At 38.9% G+C, this 19005-nt stretch carries 18 protein-coding genes; 10 read left to right on the top strand and 8 right to left on the bottom strand.

Going from position 1 to position 19005, the window contains the following annotated elements; translation table 11 throughout:
• The first annotated feature begins 82 nt into the window (after positions 1 to 82).
• The gene (locus ACXZ1K_RS16480) at positions 83 to 619 is read left to right on the top strand and encodes a DUF4199 domain-containing protein (protein WP_458970777.1); all 537 of its coding nucleotides are present in this window, start codon (positions 83 to 85) and stop codon (positions 617 to 619) included.
• Here the strand turns inward: ACXZ1K_RS16480 and abc-f are convergent.
• Entirely contained in the window at positions 594 to 2183 is a 1590-nt protein-coding gene (abc-f, locus tag ACXZ1K_RS16475; protein ID WP_458970776.1) for a ribosomal protection-like ABC-F family protein, read from the bottom strand. The two genes, ACXZ1K_RS16480 and abc-f, sit on opposite strands and share 26 nt — an antisense overlap.
• A gap of 723 nt (positions 2184 to 2906) precedes the next feature.
• Here abc-f and ACXZ1K_RS16470 point away from each other — a divergent pair.
• From ACXZ1K_RS16470 to ACXZ1K_RS16460, 3 genes are all read left to right on the top strand, one after another.
• Positions 2907 to 3350 carry a hypothetical protein gene (locus ACXZ1K_RS16470; protein ID WP_458970775.1) on the top strand — a complete coding sequence of 148 codons (444 nt, stop codon included), beginning with the start codon at positions 2907 to 2909 and terminating at the stop codon, positions 3348 to 3350.
• Positions 3351 to 3839: 489 nt separating this feature from the next.
• Positions 3840 to 4658, top strand: coding sequence for a HEPN domain-containing protein (locus tag ACXZ1K_RS16465; protein WP_458970774.1), 819 nt, complete (start codon positions 3840 to 3842; stop codon positions 4656 to 4658).
• Positions 4659 to 4752: 94 nt separating this feature from the next.
• Positions 4753 to 6723 (top strand): peroxiredoxin family protein, encoded by a 1971-nt coding sequence (locus ACXZ1K_RS16460; RefSeq protein WP_458970773.1) that lies wholly within the window; start codon positions 4753 to 4755, stop codon positions 6721 to 6723.
• A 28-nt stretch (positions 6724 to 6751) separates the two neighbouring features.
• On the opposite strand, the gene ACXZ1K_RS16455 is transcribed toward ACXZ1K_RS16460, so the two are convergent.
• Positions 6752 to 7360, bottom strand: coding sequence for a hypothetical protein (locus ACXZ1K_RS16455; protein WP_458970772.1), 609 nt, complete (start codon positions 7358 to 7360; stop codon positions 6752 to 6754).
• Positions 7361 to 7758: 398 nt separating this feature from the next.
• On the opposite strand from ACXZ1K_RS16455, the gene ACXZ1K_RS16450 reads away from it, so the two are divergent.
• The 3 genes from ACXZ1K_RS16450 to ACXZ1K_RS16440 all read left to right on the top strand — a co-directional run bounded on the left by ACXZ1K_RS16450 (position 7759) and on the right by ACXZ1K_RS16440 (position 11408).
• Positions 7759 to 9174 (top strand): TlpA family protein disulfide reductase, encoded by a 1416-nt coding sequence (locus tag ACXZ1K_RS16450; protein WP_458970771.1) that lies wholly within the window; start codon positions 7759 to 7761, stop codon positions 9172 to 9174.
• A gap of 45 nt (positions 9175 to 9219) precedes the next feature.
• Positions 9220 to 10737, top strand: coding sequence for a TlpA family protein disulfide reductase (locus tag ACXZ1K_RS16445; protein ID WP_458970770.1), 1518 nt, complete (start codon positions 9220 to 9222; stop codon positions 10735 to 10737).
• A 62-nt stretch (positions 10738 to 10799) separates the two neighbouring features.
• A complete protein-coding gene (locus tag ACXZ1K_RS16440) occupies positions 10800 to 11408 on the top strand; it encodes a YdeI/OmpD-associated family protein (protein WP_458970769.1) in 609 nt (202 codons plus the stop codon).
• A gap of 9 nt (positions 11409 to 11417) precedes the next feature.
• Here ACXZ1K_RS16440 and ACXZ1K_RS16435 read toward each other — a convergent pair whose 3' ends face one another.
• Positions 11418 to 11897 carry a GNAT family N-acetyltransferase gene (locus tag ACXZ1K_RS16435; RefSeq protein ID WP_458970768.1) on the bottom strand — a complete coding sequence of 160 codons (480 nt, stop codon included), beginning with the start codon at positions 11895 to 11897 and terminating at the stop codon, positions 11418 to 11420.
• Between the two features lie 168 nt (positions 11898 to 12065).
• Here ACXZ1K_RS16435 and ACXZ1K_RS16430 point away from each other — a divergent pair, with 168 nt between their 5' ends.
• Together ACXZ1K_RS16430 and ACXZ1K_RS16425 are read left to right on the top strand one after the other, a co-directional pair.
• Positions 12066 to 13037, top strand: a complete 972-nt coding sequence (locus ACXZ1K_RS16430; RefSeq protein ID WP_458970767.1) for an aldo/keto reductase — start codon at positions 12066 to 12068, stop codon at positions 13035 to 13037.
• Positions 13037 to 13849 carry a helix-turn-helix domain-containing protein gene (locus ACXZ1K_RS16425; RefSeq protein ID WP_458970766.1) on the top strand — a complete coding sequence of 271 codons (813 nt, stop codon included), beginning with the start codon at positions 13037 to 13039 and terminating at the stop codon, positions 13847 to 13849. Before ACXZ1K_RS16430 ends, ACXZ1K_RS16425 begins: the two co-directional genes overlap by 1 nt.
• A gap of 1 nt (position 13850) precedes the next feature.
• Here the strand turns inward: ACXZ1K_RS16425 and ACXZ1K_RS16420 are convergent, their stop codons facing one another.
• Together ACXZ1K_RS16420 and ACXZ1K_RS16415 are read right to left on the bottom strand one after the other, a co-directional pair.
• Positions 13851 to 15419 carry an MGH1-like glycoside hydrolase domain-containing protein gene (locus tag ACXZ1K_RS16420; RefSeq protein WP_458970765.1) on the bottom strand — a complete coding sequence of 523 codons (1569 nt, stop codon included), beginning with the start codon at positions 15417 to 15419 and terminating at the stop codon, positions 13851 to 13853.
• A 15-nt stretch (positions 15420 to 15434) separates the two neighbouring features.
• Positions 15435 to 16415: a glycoside hydrolase family protein gene (locus ACXZ1K_RS16415; protein WP_458970764.1), complete on the bottom strand. Its 981-nt coding sequence runs from the start codon at positions 16413 to 16415 to the stop codon at positions 15435 to 15437.
• Between the two features lie 57 nt (positions 16416 to 16472).
• Here ACXZ1K_RS16415 and ACXZ1K_RS16410 point away from each other — a divergent pair, with 57 nt between their 5' ends.
• Positions 16473 to 17048: a YdeI/OmpD-associated family protein gene (locus ACXZ1K_RS16410; protein WP_458970763.1), complete on the top strand. Its 576-nt coding sequence runs from the start codon at positions 16473 to 16475 to the stop codon at positions 17046 to 17048.
• Here the strand turns inward: ACXZ1K_RS16410 and ACXZ1K_RS16405 are convergent.
• From ACXZ1K_RS16405 to ACXZ1K_RS16395, 3 genes are read right to left on the bottom strand one after another with little or no spacing between them, the layout of a single operon-like run.
• Positions 17045 to 17629, bottom strand: coding sequence for a PhnA domain-containing protein (locus tag ACXZ1K_RS16405; protein WP_458970762.1), 585 nt, complete (start codon positions 17627 to 17629; stop codon positions 17045 to 17047). The genes ACXZ1K_RS16410 and ACXZ1K_RS16405 overlap by 4 nt on opposite strands.
• A 41-nt stretch (positions 17630 to 17670) precedes the next feature.
• Positions 17671 to 18477 carry an MOSC domain-containing protein gene (locus ACXZ1K_RS16400; RefSeq protein WP_458970761.1) on the bottom strand — a complete coding sequence of 269 codons (807 nt, stop codon included), beginning with the start codon at positions 18475 to 18477 and terminating at the stop codon, positions 17671 to 17673.
• Between the two features lie 42 nt (positions 18478 to 18519).
• Complete coding sequence (locus tag ACXZ1K_RS16395; RefSeq protein WP_458970760.1) at positions 18520 to 18975, bottom strand: DUF2059 domain-containing protein; 456 nt, start codon at positions 18973 to 18975, stop codon at positions 18520 to 18522.
• Between the last annotated feature and the right edge of the window lie 30 nt (positions 18976 to 19005).

Genomic DNA, 19005 nt, shown 5'->3' with positions numbered 1-19005 from the left:
TTATTTATAAAATCACCCGAAAGGGTGAACGCGGATGACCATGAATTTTACAGTTTTGAGGCATATTTAAAACTAGAAACAAATGAAAAAGACAATTTTTGTATGCGGCTTAATTGCAGGAGTAATCAGCTGCTTATGGTGGGCAGTAGGAGAGCCAACAATTGGTGAAAGCGTATCCTATAACATGCGAGTGGTTTATGGCTATGCTGCCATGTTCCTGGCCTTCTCGCTTATTTTTGTAGGTGTAAAAAGCTATCGGGATGAGTATAATGGTGGGACAATCAGTTTTGGAAAGTCGCTGAAAATTGCGTTGCTGATTGCTTTGATCGCCTCAACTGTTTACACGGCAGCGTGGTTAATTAATTACTATTTCTTTATTCCAGATTTCGGAGACAAGCTTATGGCCTCCTCTAAAGCTGAAATGCTTGCAAAGGGAACTAGTGCCGCCGAAGTAGAGCAACAAATGGCTGGTATGAAGGAATTCCTTGACCAATACAAAAACCCATTTTACAATGCAATGATGACTTATGCCGAAATAGTGCCTGTCGGTATTTTAGTGTCAATAATTGCTTCGCTTATTCTTAGAAAGGATGTTAAACCAGCGTCAGTGAACGATTGATGTTGATCTGTTCTAAAAAGTAAGTGTCGTGCGATACGACAACCAATGTGCCCTGGTATTCGTTTACAGCGGATGTTAAAATAGCGATATTTTGAAGGTCTAAATTGTTAGTAGGCTCGTCCAATATAATGATATTGGGCGATTGCCTACTCATTGTTAAGCAGCAAAGCAATAGTCGCATTCTCTCTCCGCCGCTTAACATCCCGCAATATTTATCCCAATCATCTTTGGTAAACAAGAATCGATTGAGCTTGATTTTTACTTCATGTTCCTTTAATGCATCAATATTAAATTGTTGAGCCATTTCATATACCTTAAGTTCATTGTTGATTAAAGAATAATCCTGATCAATGTATACAGCTTTGCTTTTGGCTGTGTATATTGTACCAATAGTTGGTGTTAAATTACCTAATATGATGTTGATTAATGTTGTTTTTCCTGAGCCATTTGCGCCTTTTAGGGCAAGTCTATCGCCACTGGCAATTTGAAAAGACAGCTTATCTATCCAAAGCGGATGACCATCGTAAGTGAAATCAATCTCTGTGGCTTTGAATAATATTTTGCCTTTGTGTGCTGCCGAATTATTGAAGCCAAATTTCATTTGATCAATATCTGGCAAGGCCGAACGCAGTTCACGTAAATCATTGGCAATACCATCAATTTTCTCCGCATGCATCCCCTTCATTTTTGAGGTACTGTTCTCAGCCTTGTTGCGCAATGTGTTCATCATGATGCGGGAAACACCTGCTTCTAGCTGTTTGCCTTTTCCGCGACTATCTAATTTTTGTTGTCGCTCCAACGTTTCTTTTTCCTTTTCTTTGGCCTTTCGAAGGGCTTTTTCTTTGCTGATTACATCTTGATTGAGGGAGTTATGTTCAATTTCCTTCTGCTCGGTGTAAAAATCATAATTGCCGCCATAAACGCTTATTCCGGTGTTGCCAAGCTCGCAAATCTTATCTAATAGGTTCAATAATTCCCTATCGTGACTCACAATAATCAGCGTACTTTTAGTAGACTGGATAAAACTACATAATAATTGCCTGCCAGCCTCATCCAAATGATTACTTGGCTCATCAAGTAAAACCAATTCGGGACGATGAATATAAATTCCTGCGAGTAGAACCCTCGCTTTTTGTCCACCACTTAGGGTTTCCATCTTCTGCGAAAGGTTAAGTTCTTTTAGATGCCAGTGATTTAGGGCATGGGTGCAGCGTTCCTCAATAGTCCAGTCGTCGTTCAGTATCGCGTAATTCTCTTCCGTTACATTCCCATTGAGGATTTGCGTTAAAGCCTCGATTTTATTTTCAACCTTTAAGGCTTGTGCGACAGTAAGGTGATTAAATTGACCAAAAATTTGCGGTACATAATAGGGTTCAGCAGCTAGGCTCAATTCTCCATCAAGAGGGGATAGATATCTTGCAATGATCTTAAGCAAAGTAGATTTGCCGGAACCATTGTTGCCGATTAGTGCAATTTTTTCTTGATTGTTAACTGTTAGGTTGATATGCTCAAACAACAGGCCTTTATTGGGATGGGTGTACGATATATTTTGTAAATAAAGCATTTATCATTCTTTAAAGATGAGTTAATTGAATAACTGTGTTGTAGTTATCCATCTTACTTAGTCTGAAAGAAAATGCTATTTTACATTGATCGTATTGAGATTGTGGTTGCAAATTTACGAATGATTACCAAAATAGCTAGTTTAGTATTATGAAATACTTCTTGATTTTCGTTCTCTCATTTGCGGTGTTGTCTATATTGCCGTTTCTATGGAATCATTTTTCATTTGTTGAAGTAGGCTTCCCTTTCCCTTATTTGCAGAAAAGGACTTTTGAAGGGTTAACTGGGTCTGGCATGGGCATCTCTTTACTTGTTGTGGATTTGTTTTACGATTTAGTAGTTGTTGCTATTGTTGCCTGGATTATCACATACTTAGCTCCTAACAAATTTTCTCGACGCTAGCACTATTGTAGCACTGAAAGCCACTTTACAGCCACTTTGGTGCGGAAAAGGGTACCTTAACCGCACCAAGTTACCTAGTAACCCGCACCAAGCTCCCTTTAAGCTTCGTAAGAGCTATGAATTTGTTTTTATCTGCCCGTTGTGACGACGGCTAAAAGAAGTTTTTTGATGTATTTTTTTTATTTGCGCTTAAGCAAGCTTGCAAATAATAGTCTATGATTTTTGTTGGATAAACCATTCGACATAGACTGGTAGGCAAGTGCCGCGAAGGAAATGTTGGGCATACCTAACTGCGGAGCTTTGTAACAAAACAAACCCAGTTTTGGCTGAATTTTGTAACAGAACAAACCCAGTTTTGGTTAAATTTTGTAATAGAACAAACCCAGTTGGGGCGTCAATTATCCTTTTGTTCGCGGAGGTATTTGTGATCAAGTATACCTTATGGAATCTATACGGGGAAGAGCGCCTGATCATTAATTTGCAATCTATTAGTCACCAGCACTATTATGGTTTCTTTACTACACCTTATCAAACCGTATCTTTCAATAGAAAGTTCACGCTACATGCTAATGAGGAGATTGTGGAAGGAGGCCAAACCTATGTTAGGTACTGCTTCCGATCTTTTGACGATAAGGATTTCCCCAGAATAGTTTATCAATCTACACTTTCCATCAACAAGATTGATTACCAGAAATTGATCTATAAGCTTAATCAGCTTTTTGTGGATAATCTTCATTATGCTTTTCCTGATATCAATTTGAATTGAGATAATGGGTATTTTGGCGTCGTAATGAAATGTGAAATGTAGTAGTGTAAATTTATTTTAAAATATTTTCTCTAAAACTTGGCTTCTTAAATAAAATCAAATGAGTTTTGCATTGGGGTTAGTTGGTAGATTGATTTAATCTTCCTTTCAGCGCTTAGCAATAACAGATAAATTTTAAAAATATATATGTAAAGAGTTAATATTATAATTTTGCGAGATCTTCAAAAATATTGAAGCATTTAGCACCAAGAGCTTTGTTCGGCGAAAACTGGTAATTTAAAACGACACAAAGGGATAGGTGAATTAGTGCCCCGTGTAAAAACGTGGGCCTATCTATTCGTTGTCGTTGGTATACCAGTACCTCGCCGGAGCGTTTAGGTAGGTACCCACGTTTTTGCATTATGCTGGTTTTCTCTTCGCATTGCAATCATATCAGTTCTTCCTTCTAAAGCTTAATTGTAATATCAATTCTGATAATTGATTGATAATATGGAGCAAACAATACAAGCGCGTGTTCAAGTGAGGGATATCAATTATCTCCTACAAAAGTTGGTTGAAAAATATGATCCCTTGCAGATCTATTGTTTCCATAAGGATGAAACATCAAGGAAGGTGGAAGGATGTTTCGGTGATCGGCATGACAACAGGTATTGCGATTATTGGCTATTGTTGGTCATGGACAGCAAATCTAGAATCGAAAATGCTATTCAGGATTTTGTTAACGCACATTATGAATTCGGAAAGATCACGATCATTGCCCATAGTAAGGAGGGTATAGAAAAGTCTATTAATGATGGTTATAAATTCTTTGTTAATGTTTGCAGTACTGGTAAGTTGCTGTATAATAAACAGTTTATAGTTATCATACCACTGGAAGTTTCTTTTGAGCGTATTTCTAAGCCAGGTAAATCTCATTCACTATTTCAGGAAGGTATTTCTAGAGCTGAAGGTTTTTTACACGGCGCTACTGAATGTTTTGAGAATAAGAAATACAATGTTAGTGCTTTTATGCTGCATCAAACTGTAGAGCAATGTTGTATAGCGCTAATAAAATTACATATGGATTATAGGTGTGATATTCATAATCTTCACAGGTTGTTGATGATGTGCAGATGTTTTGCTGAGGTGCCTTACAGATTGTTTGTTTCGGGAGAAACAGCTGATCTGGTTGCTTTTGATAAATTAGTTAAGAGTTATTCTAATGCTAGATATCGAACAGATTTTATGATTGAAGAGTGGGAGGTTGAGTTGCTTATTGGTAAGGTTATCGGGTTGTTAGAGTTTAGTAAGGAGATGATGGTTAGCTAAGTTATGTTACAATTTTGTATATTTAGTAATGGACAGTTAATTGATGGAACAACTGACGCTAATTCGACTTTAATTCATCATCAATATTCAAAAAATGCGCTCTATTAAAATTATCTTTTTCATTTTTAGTTTTCTCTTGCAGATAGCGGCTTATGGTCAATACAGGACTGGTAGTACATCTCAGGATTCATTACAGTCTGAGATTCGCCAATACGTCTCCGGTAATGATAGTATCTTGAAACTGACTCCTGCGCTACCGGAGGCTGGATCACTGGTGAAATTTATTTATACCGGTCAATTTGCTGGAAAGCTAATGCCTAAGTTTACCGTATATTTTGACAAGGGACCATGGCAGACCTTAAAAACATGGAAGACCACAAAGGGATTTGAGGGAAGTTTTACGATTCCGGATTCTACTCTTTCCTTTAGTATAAAGCCGGGAAATGATTTGAGGGATGTTAATGAATCTCTAATTTATCTGGTCTATAAAGAGGGAAAGCCTTTGCCTGGGGCCTTGGCCGCTGCTGCGGTAAATTACAAAGGACTCGACTACAACAGTAATTTTCAGATGGCTAAGGCTAGGGTGCTCTACCGAAGGGAATTTAATCTCCATCCGGAACTGCGGGGCAAATACCTGATTGCTTATTATGGAAGTGGTTCTTGGGAGCCCGACAGCCTAGTCGTAAGAGAAATTTATAAGACTTGGGCTGACTCTATTCAAATTGCAAAGAATGACCGATTTCTAACTCCGCTATATGATCTGATCCAACGTTTTTCCTGGCTGAGTGACAAAGAGGCATTCAAGGCTCAGTTGTTGGCTAAATTCCCACAGGGCGACGTGGCTTTCGCCGATGCAAGGAATGATCTGGAGAAGTCAGGAGCGTTATACGAAAAAAAACTAGCCGAGATAGAGCTGAAATTCCGCTCTGCTTTTGCCTTGAATGGACTGGATCAAATTTATAGCCAGCGGAGCAGGGTGGAGCTGAACAAAGGTGAATTGGAAAAAGCTGCTGCATATATAGGAAAAATAAGGTCTAAATATGCGTTAAAACAGGCTTACATGGATGCCGCCAATCGGTTGTTATCTAAAAAAACAAGTTTGGATACTGCTGTTTCGTTTGTTAGCAAAGCATTGACTTTATATGGTTTTCAAATGCAATTGTATACAGATACACCCTATCCGCCAAACGATAAGAATCTCAAATATGTAAAGTCTTCGGTATTAGATTTGTATGCGCAGGTACTTTATGCAAAGGGCGACCTGACGGCAGCGCTTCAAAAAGCTGAAGAGGCGAGGTTTATTGAATCATCCGGTGTTCTGATTAATGAAAGTTACCTGAAGTACCTATTGGAGACTGAAGATTACAGACGTGCTTTTTCGGTATCAGACAGTTGCCTCAAAGCAGATATCATATCGGATCAAATTAAAGCTGTGCACCATTTGGCTTTCTCCAAATTGGAGCCGGATCAGGCAAAATATGAGCAGCATTTTCGGCATCTTACTGACAGCGTCAATCTTGCTTATAAATTGCCCGATTATAGTAAATTGAATTTGAAAAGTATAGATTTTGAACTGGATGGCTTAGATGGGAAGCGTTTTAAGCTGTCGGAACATAAGGGAAAAACAATTGTACTGTATTTCTTTAGTTCGAAATACAACTGGCCAATCAATCTGATGTGGAATAAGGAGTTAAATAAGGTTTACAATGAATTGAAAAACCGGAAAGACATTGTAATGGTCGGAATTGATCGGACACCTGCATACGACGCCGATGAGGTGGCACGAACCCAAACCCGAATTCAGGCGATAACTGAGTTTGTAAATAAGGAGGGTTATCAGTTTCCAGTCTTAGTGGACAAATATCACTATGATCCGCGTAATTCCGGCCATTGCTACTTTATTACGTCAGACACCTACAGTGCTGGTTCAATTGGACAGTTTTATATCTTGGATAGAAAAGGTTTAGTGAGGTACAGATCATACCCCGTATCGAACAAGACTACGGCAACCAGCTTTACCCGTGAACTAAAAGCTGCATTAAAATATGCAGGGTTGAATTTCTAGTATTTCCAAGTAGGTGTTTAGTTGTAACCTATTTAATTTTTGTCATTATTGGTTGACCTGTCAATTCGTTAATTGTGTAATAAATTTTTCGTTGACCATAAAGATCTGTTTGCGTCTCACTTGTTCGAAACTTATAATTTACCACAATTTGCCCATCACTTATTTTTTCTACAAATGTTTCTGAACAGCACCAGTTTAAAAGAGATCGGGTTTTTGAATTTCGCCATAGACTGTTCTTTTCGATACTTTCTGGCGTAAATTCATACTCCTGCCATCGCTTTGTTTTAATGTTTCCTAGTATAACTTTCTCTGTACCTATCCAACCGCCCGTTTTCAAAATTAGCCATTTTTTGTATTTTGTTAATTGTTCATCCTTGTTCCATTCTCTACCATAATAAGCTCCACTTCCAATATTAACAAGGCTATCGTTACCTATTTTATATTGGTATGATACATGATACCGCCAAGAATGATGATCTGCATTATAAACAGAATTACATATCAGTAATCCACCAATATTTTGTTTTATTTCTGCCTTGTCGTATTCCGGTTCAAACGCAATGGATAGTCCATAAATGAATAAAGCAGCAAGTAGAGCGATAACCGACACTGTTATTAAGCAACCTTTTTTCTTCATTTCAAATAGTGGAATTGTTGGTTATTTGTGCGCATAATTTTAGGTCTGAATATAATGTTATATTTAGTTAGATCATTATAGCATTAAAAGTTTTAATGGCCCAGTTAGAGTGAGCCCCAAAAGGTATCTGTAGCATAAAATTCAAGGATCATGGGAGAAATAGTTACGAGTGTTAGAGGGAGAAATCCAGAGGATGTTTTTCATTCTAGATTTCATCGTCCGTTAGTTTCGGCTTAATTACAGGTGGCGTAATTTATCTTTGATCTGAAACTTTGATTATTTCATCACCGATATTCAAATCTTGATTAAACCATGAGAGATGCTAATCATTGTACTAAATCAGGGCATTGTTACAATTTCAGTATATTAGTGAATTAACCCAATATAAACTCTCGCTCATGAAGACTCTCTTTAAGCAATACCTACTAATTTTTTTATCTGCGTGCGGGTTTTGCTCGCAAACGAATGCTGCCATTGGCAGTACTGTTAAAATTTCAGGTACTTCAGTGGATATGAAGGATAATAGCATAAGCGTGAGATCATTAAATACTTTTTTAAATGATAGATCAATTACCTATTTGGCTTCGCAAAGGAATGAAACTGGGGAGTTTTCTTTAGCCTTCGAACTCAAAAGGCCAGAATTGGTTATTTTCGGCGCATTTTTTAAGAATTGGTATATCAACATGCGACCTGGGGATTCGGTTACTTTTAAAATTGTTGGCAAAGACGCGAAGCAGCAACTTGAGTTTTACGGTAAAGAAGCTGCCAGGTATAATTTTGATGTGTTGGTATCAGTGGAGATTGATAAGGCATCGCGCATGCGTTATAAAAATTTAGCGGAATTTAAGACACAGTTGGATCAATGGAAAAAAAACAGTGATGATTCGATTAAAATGTACTTGGCTAAACATATGGTAGATAAACACGTTGCACTAGGAGGGTTAGGTAGACTGAATTACCAATATGTTAGATCTTTATATTATACCGCTAGCATAAAAAGCTCGGAGATAATTCCGCCAGGCTATTATCTACAGGCCGATAAAAATCATTTTAATAAAGACATTTTTCTCCGATTACCTGAATATCGTGATGCTATTTATTTTAAATACATCGCAAATGTTCAAACCAATCATGAAAAGCCAATCGAATTTGTTTATCAGCAGATTCAGTCTAGTTTACGTGGAAAGGCAAGGGTATTTGCCTTAGCCTCATTGACTGGAGCGTATGCTCGTAAAGGGGCTGTGAGGGATAGTGCTATGCTTCGGAAAATATTTCGTGAGCTGTATGCTGAGAGATTGGATTCTAGTTACCTGGCATATCTGAAGGACAGCGAGATGAGGTATTTTGTTATCGGAAAGCCTCTTCCTCGAAATGTACTTGAAACGACTGTAACCATTTATAATAGAGTAAGTTCGCTCAATCTTCTTCAATTACTAAATGCATACAAGGGAAAGGCGGTGTATTTTGATCTTTGGGCTAGCTGGTGCGGGCCATGTCGTAGCGATATTGAAACTTCCTCAGATATCAAAAAATTTCTTGCCGATAATAACATTCCTATTGTTTACCTTTCCACCGATGTTGACGAATTGGCCTGGAAAAAAGCGAGTGAGCAAGATAAGGTAACTGAAAATCAATTCCGTTTTAGCACAGGAAATAAAAATCCCTTAACTGCATTTATTGGACTTGAAGGAATACCAAGATATATCTTTTTAGATAAGGACCACAATGTAAAAACCTTATATGCCCCAAGGCCTTACAGCAGTGATAAGAGGCTGTTTGAAAAGCTTGTGGAGGAAATGAATGCTGCGAAGTAGGAACAATTTGAAATGCGCTCATCAATGTTACAAAACAAAATCAACATGACTAAAATAATACAGTTGCCACTTATTTGCATATTCAGCCTTTTGTTTTTATGCAAATCTTTTGCAGGGAATGTAATAGATCTACCCAGTATAAAAGCGGGTTCGGCCAAGATAACAGGAAACATTTCCGGTCCGAAAAGCTTAGGTAATGAGGGGATTAGCGTAAATGTTTTTGTTCCCCATCCGATCACTGGCGAGGTTGTTCAATATAAGGCGCTTACGGATCAATCTGGGAAATTTTCTGTTGATGTTGATGTGGAAACGGATATCTCTTTGATCGGCTTATACACAAGTGTAAAGCCGTATAAATCTCTTTATATTAAATTAAGAACAGGAGGTGTTACGAATGTAGACATCTCTTATACTTCGAATTTGGATTTCGGAAACATTAAGGTGACGCCTACTGGCTTGCGTAGAGATGATATGACTCGGGGATTTGATGTTATTGGGGAAATGATTGAGCTAAAGCCAAGTAGTGCCCCTAAGCCTCTTTATAACAAAGACCCAAATGATTTTCTGAATCAGGCAAAAGCTAATGTATCCTGGAGATTAGAAATTTTAAATAAGGATACTTTAATATCAAAAGAATTTAAGGAGATCTTGTCTAAAGATTTCCGCCTGTGGATATATAATGTGCATGTATTTGATTACGAGCAATCTATGATCATGAATTATAGAAATACCACCAGGGACATAACGAATAAGCCTGATGTGCAAAAGATTGACAGATCCTATTATAGTTTTTTGAAAGATTTTAATTTGAATGATCCGCAATATCTGATTTGTTCCTCATTCTGGGAGTTCCAAAAAACGATTCTTCAAAATGAAATACTGGCCATTCCTGAGATAAAAGAAAGCAACATTCCTTCTTGGTTAGCCAAAGCGAAAGCTATTTTATCCGATCTGGTGGGTTTCAAAGATGGCCAATACTACGATATTTTGGCGGCTAATGCCTATGGCAGACAGCTAAATGAAGAGCAAAGACCATTGAGCGAAAAACAAAAAGAGAATATAGCACAGTACTGGAAAAAAGGAGAAGTAGCTAAGATACTTCTGCGAAAAAATCAACAGGTTGCCGCTTCAGACAAGTTCAAATCACCTGCCGTTATCAATGACATTTCCGCAATTTCGGATGATAAAGTTATTGAAACGATTCTCGATAAAAATAAGGGAAAAGTTATTCTTATTGATCTTTGGGCAACATGGTGCAGTCCCTGCCTGGATGCAATTAAGGAGTTCAGAAGTACAAAAGATGAGTTCCATGCCAAGGGTGTTGCTTTTGCGTATTTGACAAATAGATCTTCGCCGAGAAAGCTATGGGAAGAGAAAATTAAAGGAATAGGAAGTGAACATTATTATTTAACAGATAAACAGTGGGAATATGTGATGAGCCAGTTTGGCTTCGAAGCTATTCCATCCTATCTATTGTACAACAAAGACGGTTTACTGATCAATAAGTTTACGGCCTTTCCTGGAACTGATAAAGTTAAAGGGATGATCAACGGCCTGTTATAATTTGGCTATTGTTGTCTGTCCAAGAGTATTCTAACTTCAATTAAGAATATTTATATTGCAGTATGGAACAAGTTTACGACGAACGGGTAGACGCATACATCGCGAAGAGTGCTGATTTTGCGAAACCGATTATGAATCATTTGCGTGATTTGATACATCGCGCTTTTCCGGAAATGAAAGAGACAATGAAATGGAGCTGTCCATTTTTTGATTATCAAGGTCCTGTTTGTCAAATGGCGGCTTTTAAAAATCACTTAGGTTTTGGCTTTTGGAAAGCTGGTTTAATGTCTGATCCATATAAAGTATTAAAGCTAAAGGATGAAACAGCAGGTAGTTTTGGTCAGATTACCCAATTGTCAGATTTACCTTCAGACGAGATTTTAATTGAATACATTCAGGAAGCGATTTTATTGAACAAGGAAGGTGTTAAAGTAGAGAAGGTAAAAGCCAAAGTGGATCCTTCTGCTTTGATAATACCAAATTATCTTACTGATCAATTAGAACAGGAACCTAATGCAAAGGCTTATTTTGAAAAATTTAGTGCTTCGCAAAAGAAAGAATACGTGGTTTGGTTAGAGGAGGCTAAAACAGAAGCTACTAAGTTGAAACGTTTGGAAACGGCAATAGAGTGGATTGCTGAAGGGAAGACTCGGCATTGGAAATATAAGTAGGTACCTGAACTATTTCTCCAACTTATAAATAAACTCTTCAACTTCTACTTGCCGCTCATTTGCGAATCCTTTGTCTGTTGCTATTCTAATAAAACCACATTTCTCCAGTACTCTTTGTGAGCCATAATTATCAAACGCAACGCGTCCATAAATAGGTCTGGTATTTTCTATTTCTAAAAAGTCTTTTAGCGCTGCGGTTCCAATTCCCTGTCCCCATGACTGTCTGTCAATCCAATAGGTTAATTCTGCTTCGTCTCCAATCATAAATTTTGAGATGCTGCCCACAATTGTGTTGTCAACTTTAATAGTCCGCATGTGTATTGATGGTTCACTTAAGTATTTGGAATACCTTTCGATGTATGCAGTTTTATCGTTCGAATCTTTATTGGTGAAGGCTGCTAAGTGGCGTGCCTCTTTATTCAATTGGAATTTAAAAAAGGCGTCTAAATCCTCTTTTTCTGTTACAGTCAAGTCAATGCTCGTTGTCATAGTGTTGATATTAGTCTCTCAATTTAAAAGGTATAGGCTTATATAAGGGATTGGCTTATATAAAGTTAATATTTATTCAAGTCATGCTAATTTCAAATGAGCCATACAGACAAAATATTTGAGCTTTAGAAGCAACTCGTACGACTGACTTAACTTGATATTTGTACTATGAAGAACAGCACAAAAATTCAATTGGGTCAAAATGGTCCCCTTGTATCAAAACTTGGTTTAGGTTGTATGAGGATGTCGTCCATCTGGGGCGGTTCTACACCCGACGAGACAGAAAGTATCGCCACAATACACCAAGCTTTAGATGGTGGGATTAATTTTTTAAATACCGGCGATTTTTATGGCGCTGGACATAACGAAATGCTCATCGGCAAAGCCATTAAAGACAGGCGAGACGATGCCTTTATTAGTGTTAAGTTTGGTGCCATATTTCATAACGGTCATTGGTTGGGATTGGACCTTAGACCCATTGCAATTAAAAATTTTATAAATTATTCGCTTACTCGTTTGGGTATTGAGACCATCGACCTTTACCAGCCTAGCCGAATGGATAACAGTGTGCCAGTAGAAGACATCATAGGAACGGTGGCCGAGCTTGTTCAGGAAGGTAAGGTGCGTCACATTGGGGTGTCGGAAATTACTGCTGAGCAGCTTCGTAAGGCTAATGAAACTTACCCAATCAGTGCATTGGAGATCGGCTATTCTCTGGCTGATCGTCAAATAGAAAGCGATTTATTGCCAACTGCAAAGGATTTAGGCATTGCTGTAGTAGCTTTCGCTAACACTGCAGAAGGCTTACTCACCGGTGAGATGAAAGCACCGCTTTCGGAAAACGACTACCGTACTCATTTCTCTCGTTTTCAAGGCGAAAACTTAGTTAATAATCTGGAAAAAGTAGAAGTCCTAAAGAAACTGGCCAGCAGTAAGGGCTATTCGCCAACACAGATTGCCATCGCCTGGGTGAAAGAACAAGGAGATCAAATTATGCCACTTGTAAGCATGAGCCGTAGATCACGTTTACCGGAAAATATTACAGCAATGGATATTGTGTTTACGCCAGAAGAAATGAATATCTTAAACACTACTTTTGCAATAGGCGCTATAAAAGGCGGTACTTATTTACAACGCTAATGACCAGTCCAGCAGAGATCCTTCCAGGTGTAATTTTCTATTCCTATCTGTCAACGGAACGGAAGGAGAAAGTTTGTTTCTGGAATCACCATACCTTAGTATTGCAGGTTGCAGGACAATTTACTTTGGAAACCTCAGTGCAGAGTATTTCGATGACAGGAGGAGAAATGCTGCTGATTGGTAAAGACCAGTTGGGAACCCTTAATAAAACACCAGTGCCTGGTGGTAACTATGAAACAATTGTAATCTCCCTGCAGGAAGACTTGTTACGCAAGATCGCTTTGGAAGAAAAGCTGGAAGCGGATGGTAAATATATTGGCCCGCCGAATATCTTAATTCCTACCAATGAATTCTTGCAGGGATATTTTCAATCCATTGTACCTTATGCCCGAAGTTCTGGAGCGACGATGACTGATGCTCTGGGCATATTGAAGGTGAAAGAAGGCGTGAAACTGTTATTGCTTGCCATGCCTTCGCTGCGTAACTTTATATTCGATTTTTCAGAACCTCATAAGATAGATCTGGAAAAATTCATGCTCAGTAACTATCATTTCAATGTACCTTTAGAGAAGTTTGCGCAGCTAACCGGCAGGAGTTTGGCAAGTTTTAAGCGTGATTTTCAAAAAGCTTTTGGTATGGCACCCCGACACTGGTTGCAGGAAAGGCGTCTTACTGAAGCAAGCCATTTGATAGGGCATAAGCATCAAAAGCCATCGGCCATTTATCTTGATTTAGGATTTGAGAGCCTTTCTCATTTTTCGCATTCTTTTAAAAAAAGGTTTGGCAAATCGCCGAACGAGTGGGTGGTGTAGGTTATAAGTTAACTTCCACTTTTTTAAGTTTATTGTAGTAAGCTCTCTTTTGCCCGTTTATCCAAACCATAAACCCTTTTCCTTTCTTATACTTAGTTCCAAACTTGTCGTACAAAATAGTGATCTCTTTTCCGTGGTACAATACTTTATCCAGACAAAAATAATCCCATTTACCTGCGGGTAAGAGTGGATTGATCTCCAATTGGTTTCCTGTTGACGGGCGTAATCCAATTAGCCCTGAAATGATGAGGTTGCAAAAAGTGGAGTGGTTATAGTCTTTTCCACGCTCTACACCTCCTTTATCTTTTGCCCAGGTTCCGTTGGACCAACTCTTTAATCGTGTGCGTGAAATCCAGTCGCCATTAAGTGGGTTCAGGTTTTCATCAATCCAGGGTATTAGTTTCCCGTTGTTGTCTTTAAGCTGCTGACTAACTGCATATGTTTTGAGTAAGTTATAGTAGTCGGTATTTGTAACCACCTGCTGAGTGTAGTTATTGAGCAAATTGGCCATAGCTGTTAGCGTGATGGAGGTAGAATACGGCCAACTTGGTCCGTTCCATTGGCACTCATGACCTTCATAAGCGAGTTTAAAGCCTGCATGACTTCGTTCTACGCTAGTGGGGCCATATGGAGCTTTAAAATGGGCAGTGTCTGTAAGGAATTGCCATGCGCCGGAATACCCCGCATCGGGCAAGTTAAAATACCAGGGCGTATATCCAAGTATTTCCCTGGCATCGCAAAGTGAAGCGTTGGATTCTTTGGGTAATACCTTAAAAAAGTTAGCCTGATTGTCCCAAAGTTGCTTCTGTAAATTACTTTTGATGTCTATGGCTTTTTGCTGGTATGTCTTTGACAGACTCGCATTTCCTGATAGACTTGCAATTTTGCTAATTGCTACCGCGTCGCCGTACATATAGGAGTTGATGGTTGGTCGGTATCCGCTACCGCATACAGAAACTTCCATTCCATCCCTGTCATCTACTTGCCAGAATAAACCATTTGCATCCAGTTTATCTTTTTCCCAGCCTGCATAGTTGGAGATCAGCTCAGGCAGCAATAGGTTAATAGTTTTAGGGTTGCCACTTACCAGGAATTGATTGTAGATGGCATCTGCAGCCCAAAAGCTGTAAAGCCGTGGATTACCGCCCCCCTTAAACCAGAACTTTGCATAATCGTTTAGGTAGGTTGGATTACGTAACCAGCGGCCTTCGTAGAAATGTAAAGCGGCTGGGCAACTGATGGTATTGTACTTTCCTGACCAGGGTACATCAGGCAGAAATTCCGTAATGACATATCCTTCAGGTGTTTTTTTGATGTGTTTTCTATAAGTCCACCACCTGAAGTAATAAGTTCTTTCCAGGTCTTTATCTGGGCAATCTAGTAAAGGGATATTCTGTGATAAGAACTCCCAGCTGTCTTGATTACTAATAAAATTCTTGTAAAGCTCGTCATCTCCCTGATTGAAGGCGTCTACATAGTGTTTATAGTTATTTGCCTTTAATACCTGTTGCGCTTGTAGAGCACGGTGGGAAAAGAGAAGTATCGTAAATAATAAAAGATATTTGGACATGTGTTTTATTCGATCTTATTTATTGAATCCAAGGTCTTTGCCTTTATGTAACACCACCCCAATTTGTTCCTTGCCGTCTTTTCTTCCATTGTACCATAGCAGCCATTGTTTACCATCATAAATAGCGTAAGGCTTGTAAACTGCACTGGAATCCCATCCATTGCCTGGTCTGATGATTGGATTTTGAGGATGTCTTTCCCAATGGTGTATCCCATCAGCCGATCTGGCAATACCGATTTGCGCATAATCAACATCTCGGAAGCCAATATAAAACATCAAGTAATGGTTATTTTCCTTTATCACCTGGCAAGCGGTCACTTTTGCCTGCTCCCATTTATTGTATGGATCGTTTCGAAAGACCGGATTTGTGGAATCTTTTTTCCAGTTGACGCCATCTGTGCTAGTTGCGTAGCCGATGGCGTCTGGTTCATATTGCTCTCCGCCTGAATACCACATTTTATAGATGCCAGCTTTTTGATCCCAGATTACACTAGGGCACATCACTGAAGTTTTCTCCCAGTCTGATTCTGAAGAGAGCACGGGTGTTTTGCTCATCCGTTTCCAGGTCTTTCCGTCAGAACTTGTTGCATAACCAATCCAGGATTTTCCATCGGCCTGACCGGTATACCACATGTGGTAAATATTGCCTTTTTTGATAACACATGGGCGGTTTAGGTCTGACTCCCATTTGTTTTCTGGATTAGGACTGAGAACGGGTACTGGATCTGTCCATGTAAATCCATCTGCGCTTGTGGATAGTGCAACGCTTTTTTTAGGACGCCAAGAACTCCACATATTATATCCCTTGCTTTCACGGAGCACGGTGATATCGAATATAGTCCCAAAATCGCCACCCAATACTGGGTTTTTATCATACTTGACCCAACCGGCAACAGTTTCCTGTGCATTAACATTATTTCCGCAGCATAAAGTAAAGGCTATCGCCACGGTGACCGTACTAATTAATTTTTTTATTATTCTTTGCAAGTTTGACATATATTTAATTATGCAGCATCTTTTTTATGCTGGTTTACTAATTAAATATAACAAAAAATGATAGTGGAATGCGATGTATTTTATCCAGAGACGGTTAGCGCATGGGATAAATGGTTGGAAAAAAACCATAGCTCAAAGACATCGGTATGGCTTGTTCTTTATAGAAAAGCTTCTGGTAGGCCTACCATTTCCTGGAGTGAAGCAGTGGATGCTGCACTTTGTTATGGCTGGATTGACAGTAAGAAAATAAAGATTGACGAAGAAACCGTTCATCAGTTTTTCAGTAAACGGAAGGCTACTGGCACTTGGTCTAAGATTAATAAAGCTAAAGTAGAGCAATTGATTGAAAGTGGACTGATGAAAGAAGCTGGGTTTGCGACTATTGAAACAGCTAAAGGAAATGGTTCCTGGACTATATTGGATGAGGTTGAAGAACTGTTGGTGCCATCGGATTTAGAAATGGCACTTATGGAAGCAGCAGGAGCAAAGACATATTTTACAGGTTTGAGTAAATCTATTAGAAAAGGAATGTTACAATGGATTGTGTTGGCTAAAAGACCTGAGACCAGACAAAATCGAATAAATGAGATTGCTGAATTGGCTGCGATAGGCAAGAAGCCAAAGCAGTTCTAGTTACTTTGTTTTCTTACGTATTTAGTAAGGATTACTATGGTTTGCCCTTCAATTTTTCCTTCTATTTGATCGGTATTGTCCTCAACCAAACGGATGTTTTTTACTACAGTACCTAGTCTAGCGCTTAGAGAAGATCCTTTAACATCCAGCGTTTTTGTGAGTACAACGCTATCACCGGCTTCCAATAGATTGCCATTGGCATCCTTGTGAAATTCAGCAATGGTTTCGGTTTCATCTTCTAAACCAGATTTGGCCCATGCAAGAGTTTCATCATCAAGGTACAACATATCAAGGCTGTCCATTGCCCAATCTTCGGTACTTAATCTGTTCAACATTCTCCAGGATACTACTTGTACAGCAGGAACTTCGCTCCACATGCTCGACGTTAGACAACGCCAGAAGTTTTTGTCAAGCTCTTCTCTTTTTTCGATCTGAGCAAGACAGGTATTGCTAATTATAATGCAGTTATCTGTGTTAGCAGTTGTTTGAGGTTGGACTTCATAGACAGTAAGAAGTTCTTCTGATCCGCTTAACTCGCATTTATTGCCACTTCTTTCTCTTAATCGCGCTTCTAAATTCATATCGTTTTTTGTTCTGGCGAAGGTAAGCAATCAATCGGGAATCATTGCTTCATCCTTAGTTCATCGCCAATATGCACTGTTCCAAGCTCTCGATGTATTAAGTTTTGTCCGAATAAGACTTTTTTATTGAATGTGCGATAACCGGCTAAAGTTTTTAATGGTTCTGGTCCCTTAGCACCAGTTTGCTGATTTATGGTAGTTAATACGCATCTGGCACACGGCTTTACTGCAGAAAATGGGATATTGCCTATAGTAAAATCCTTAAAGCTGTCTTCAATGTGCGGGGAACCTCCTTTAAAGACAAAGTTAGGTCGAAAACGATCCATAAGAATTGGAACTTCCAGTTTCTCATTTAGGGAGTCAAGAGAAGATTGACCGACAATAAGATGAGGATAGCCGTCGGCAAAGCTAACTATTTCATGGTTTGAAGCATATCTTGGGTCGACCAGTCGTTTTTCTTCTCCCGTCATCTTAATCAATCGTACGTTGATTTGGAGAAAATTAGAGAACCATTCACTTACCTCACTGTTCACCTCAGTGCCACTAGCAGTATCATCCCATATGTGAACATTGGTTGGAGGTCCGGTAATTTCATCTACAGAAAAAGATATGGTTTGAGAAGAGTTGTTTTTGTGAGTTATGGTGAGGATGGAATCAGCAATTTCTACTTTTAATAATGCGAGGCTAAAGTGTTTTCTTTGGGTTATAAACGTGTTGTTTTCATCAATAAGCATCCATCGCCTGTCGTACTGCAGGCCTCGATCTTCAATGTGGGCTTCTGTAAGACTTATACCACCCAAAGATTTGATGGGGTAGATGTGTATTTCTGATAATTGAAGTGGAGCCATGGTTGGCGTTAACATTTTCTCTATTAACCAATTCTAAACGGCTTACTGCTTAAGGTAGCCCTTTTCTTGAAGTCTTTTAATCACTGTCTCGCCCATATTTTTCCCCCATTGCTGACCAGCTTGCATGGATTCGACAGTGAGAATTGGCGTAACCAATGCAAACTTCTTGCCTACCGGGGTCTCATAAAATGCAGCCATGGTATTTAATTCTGTCTCTGTTAGGTGCTTTTGATACACTGGTACTAGTAAAGTGAGAATGTCGTCAAAAGAGTTTTTTTCAGCCTCTGCTTGAAATTCATTCCAGAATACTTCAGGTACTTCAGTTTGTTGCTGTTTAAACATGGTGATCATCTGGCCAACCACGCTTTTGTAAGTGTTTTCTGCACCTGAGGCTTTTAACATTTTTTGTAATGCGATGCGGTAGGTGCCGTTATCTTGTGCGTAAGATACTATACTAAAACAAGTGATAACAAGTGATAAAATGAGCGTCTTTTTCATAAGAGTCTAATTAGATTTTTTATAAATGTA

The sequence above is a fragment of the Pedobacter jaeyakensis genome (assembly GCF_054461315.1).
The sequence above is the reverse complement of the archived record's forward strand: the minus strand, read 5'-3'. Positions and strand labels throughout refer to the sequence as shown.

Coding starts and splice junctions, on each gene's coding strand:
- ACXZ1K_RS16460 (WP_458970773.1), top strand. CDS start 4,753: ATGCGCTCTATTAAAATTATCTTTTTCATTTTTAGTTTTCTCTTGCAG.
- ACXZ1K_RS16400 (WP_458970761.1), bottom strand. CDS start 18,477: ATGGCTCCACTTCAATTATCAGAAATACACATCTACCCCATCAAATCT.
- ACXZ1K_RS16455 (WP_458970772.1), bottom strand. CDS start 7,360: ATGAAGAAAAAAGGTTGCTTAATAACAGTGTCGGTTATCGCTCTACTT.
- ACXZ1K_RS16420 (WP_458970765.1), bottom strand. CDS start 15,419: ATGTCCAAATATCTTTTATTATTTACGATACTTCTCTTTTCCCACCGT.
- ACXZ1K_RS16425 (WP_458970766.1), top strand. CDS start 13,037: ATGACCAGTCCAGCAGAGATCCTTCCAGGTGTAATTTTCTATTCCTAT.
- ACXZ1K_RS16410 (WP_458970763.1), top strand. CDS start 16,473: ATGATAGTGGAATGCGATGTATTTTATCCAGAGACGGTTAGCGCATGG.
- ACXZ1K_RS16430 (WP_458970767.1), top strand. CDS start 12,066: ATGAAGAACAGCACAAAAATTCAATTGGGTCAAAATGGTCCCCTTGTA.
- ACXZ1K_RS16465 (WP_458970774.1), top strand. CDS start 3,840: ATGGAGCAAACAATACAAGCGCGTGTTCAAGTGAGGGATATCAATTAT.
- abc-f (WP_458970776.1), bottom strand. CDS start 2,183: ATGCTTTATTTACAAAATATATCGTACACCCATCCCAATAAAGGCCTG.
- ACXZ1K_RS16435 (WP_458970768.1), bottom strand. CDS start 11,897: ATGACAACGAGCATTGACTTGACTGTAACAGAAAAAGAGGATTTAGAC.
- ACXZ1K_RS16395 (WP_458970760.1), bottom strand. CDS start 18,975: ATGAAAAAGACGCTCATTTTATCACTTGTTATCACTTGTTTTAGTATA.
- ACXZ1K_RS16415 (WP_458970764.1), bottom strand. CDS start 16,415: ATGTCAAACTTGCAAAGAATAATAAAAAAATTAATTAGTACGGTCACC.
- ACXZ1K_RS16445 (WP_458970770.1), top strand. CDS start 9,220: ATGACTAAAATAATACAGTTGCCACTTATTTGCATATTCAGCCTTTTG.
- ACXZ1K_RS16450 (WP_458970771.1), top strand. CDS start 7,759: ATGAAGACTCTCTTTAAGCAATACCTACTAATTTTTTTATCTGCGTGC.
- ACXZ1K_RS16405 (WP_458970762.1), bottom strand. CDS start 17,629: ATGAATTTAGAAGCGCGATTAAGAGAAAGAAGTGGCAATAAATGCGAG.
- ACXZ1K_RS16480 (WP_458970777.1), top strand. CDS start 83: ATGAAAAAGACAATTTTTGTATGCGGCTTAATTGCAGGAGTAATCAGC.
- ACXZ1K_RS16440 (WP_458970769.1), top strand. CDS start 10,800: ATGGAACAAGTTTACGACGAACGGGTAGACGCATACATCGCGAAGAGT.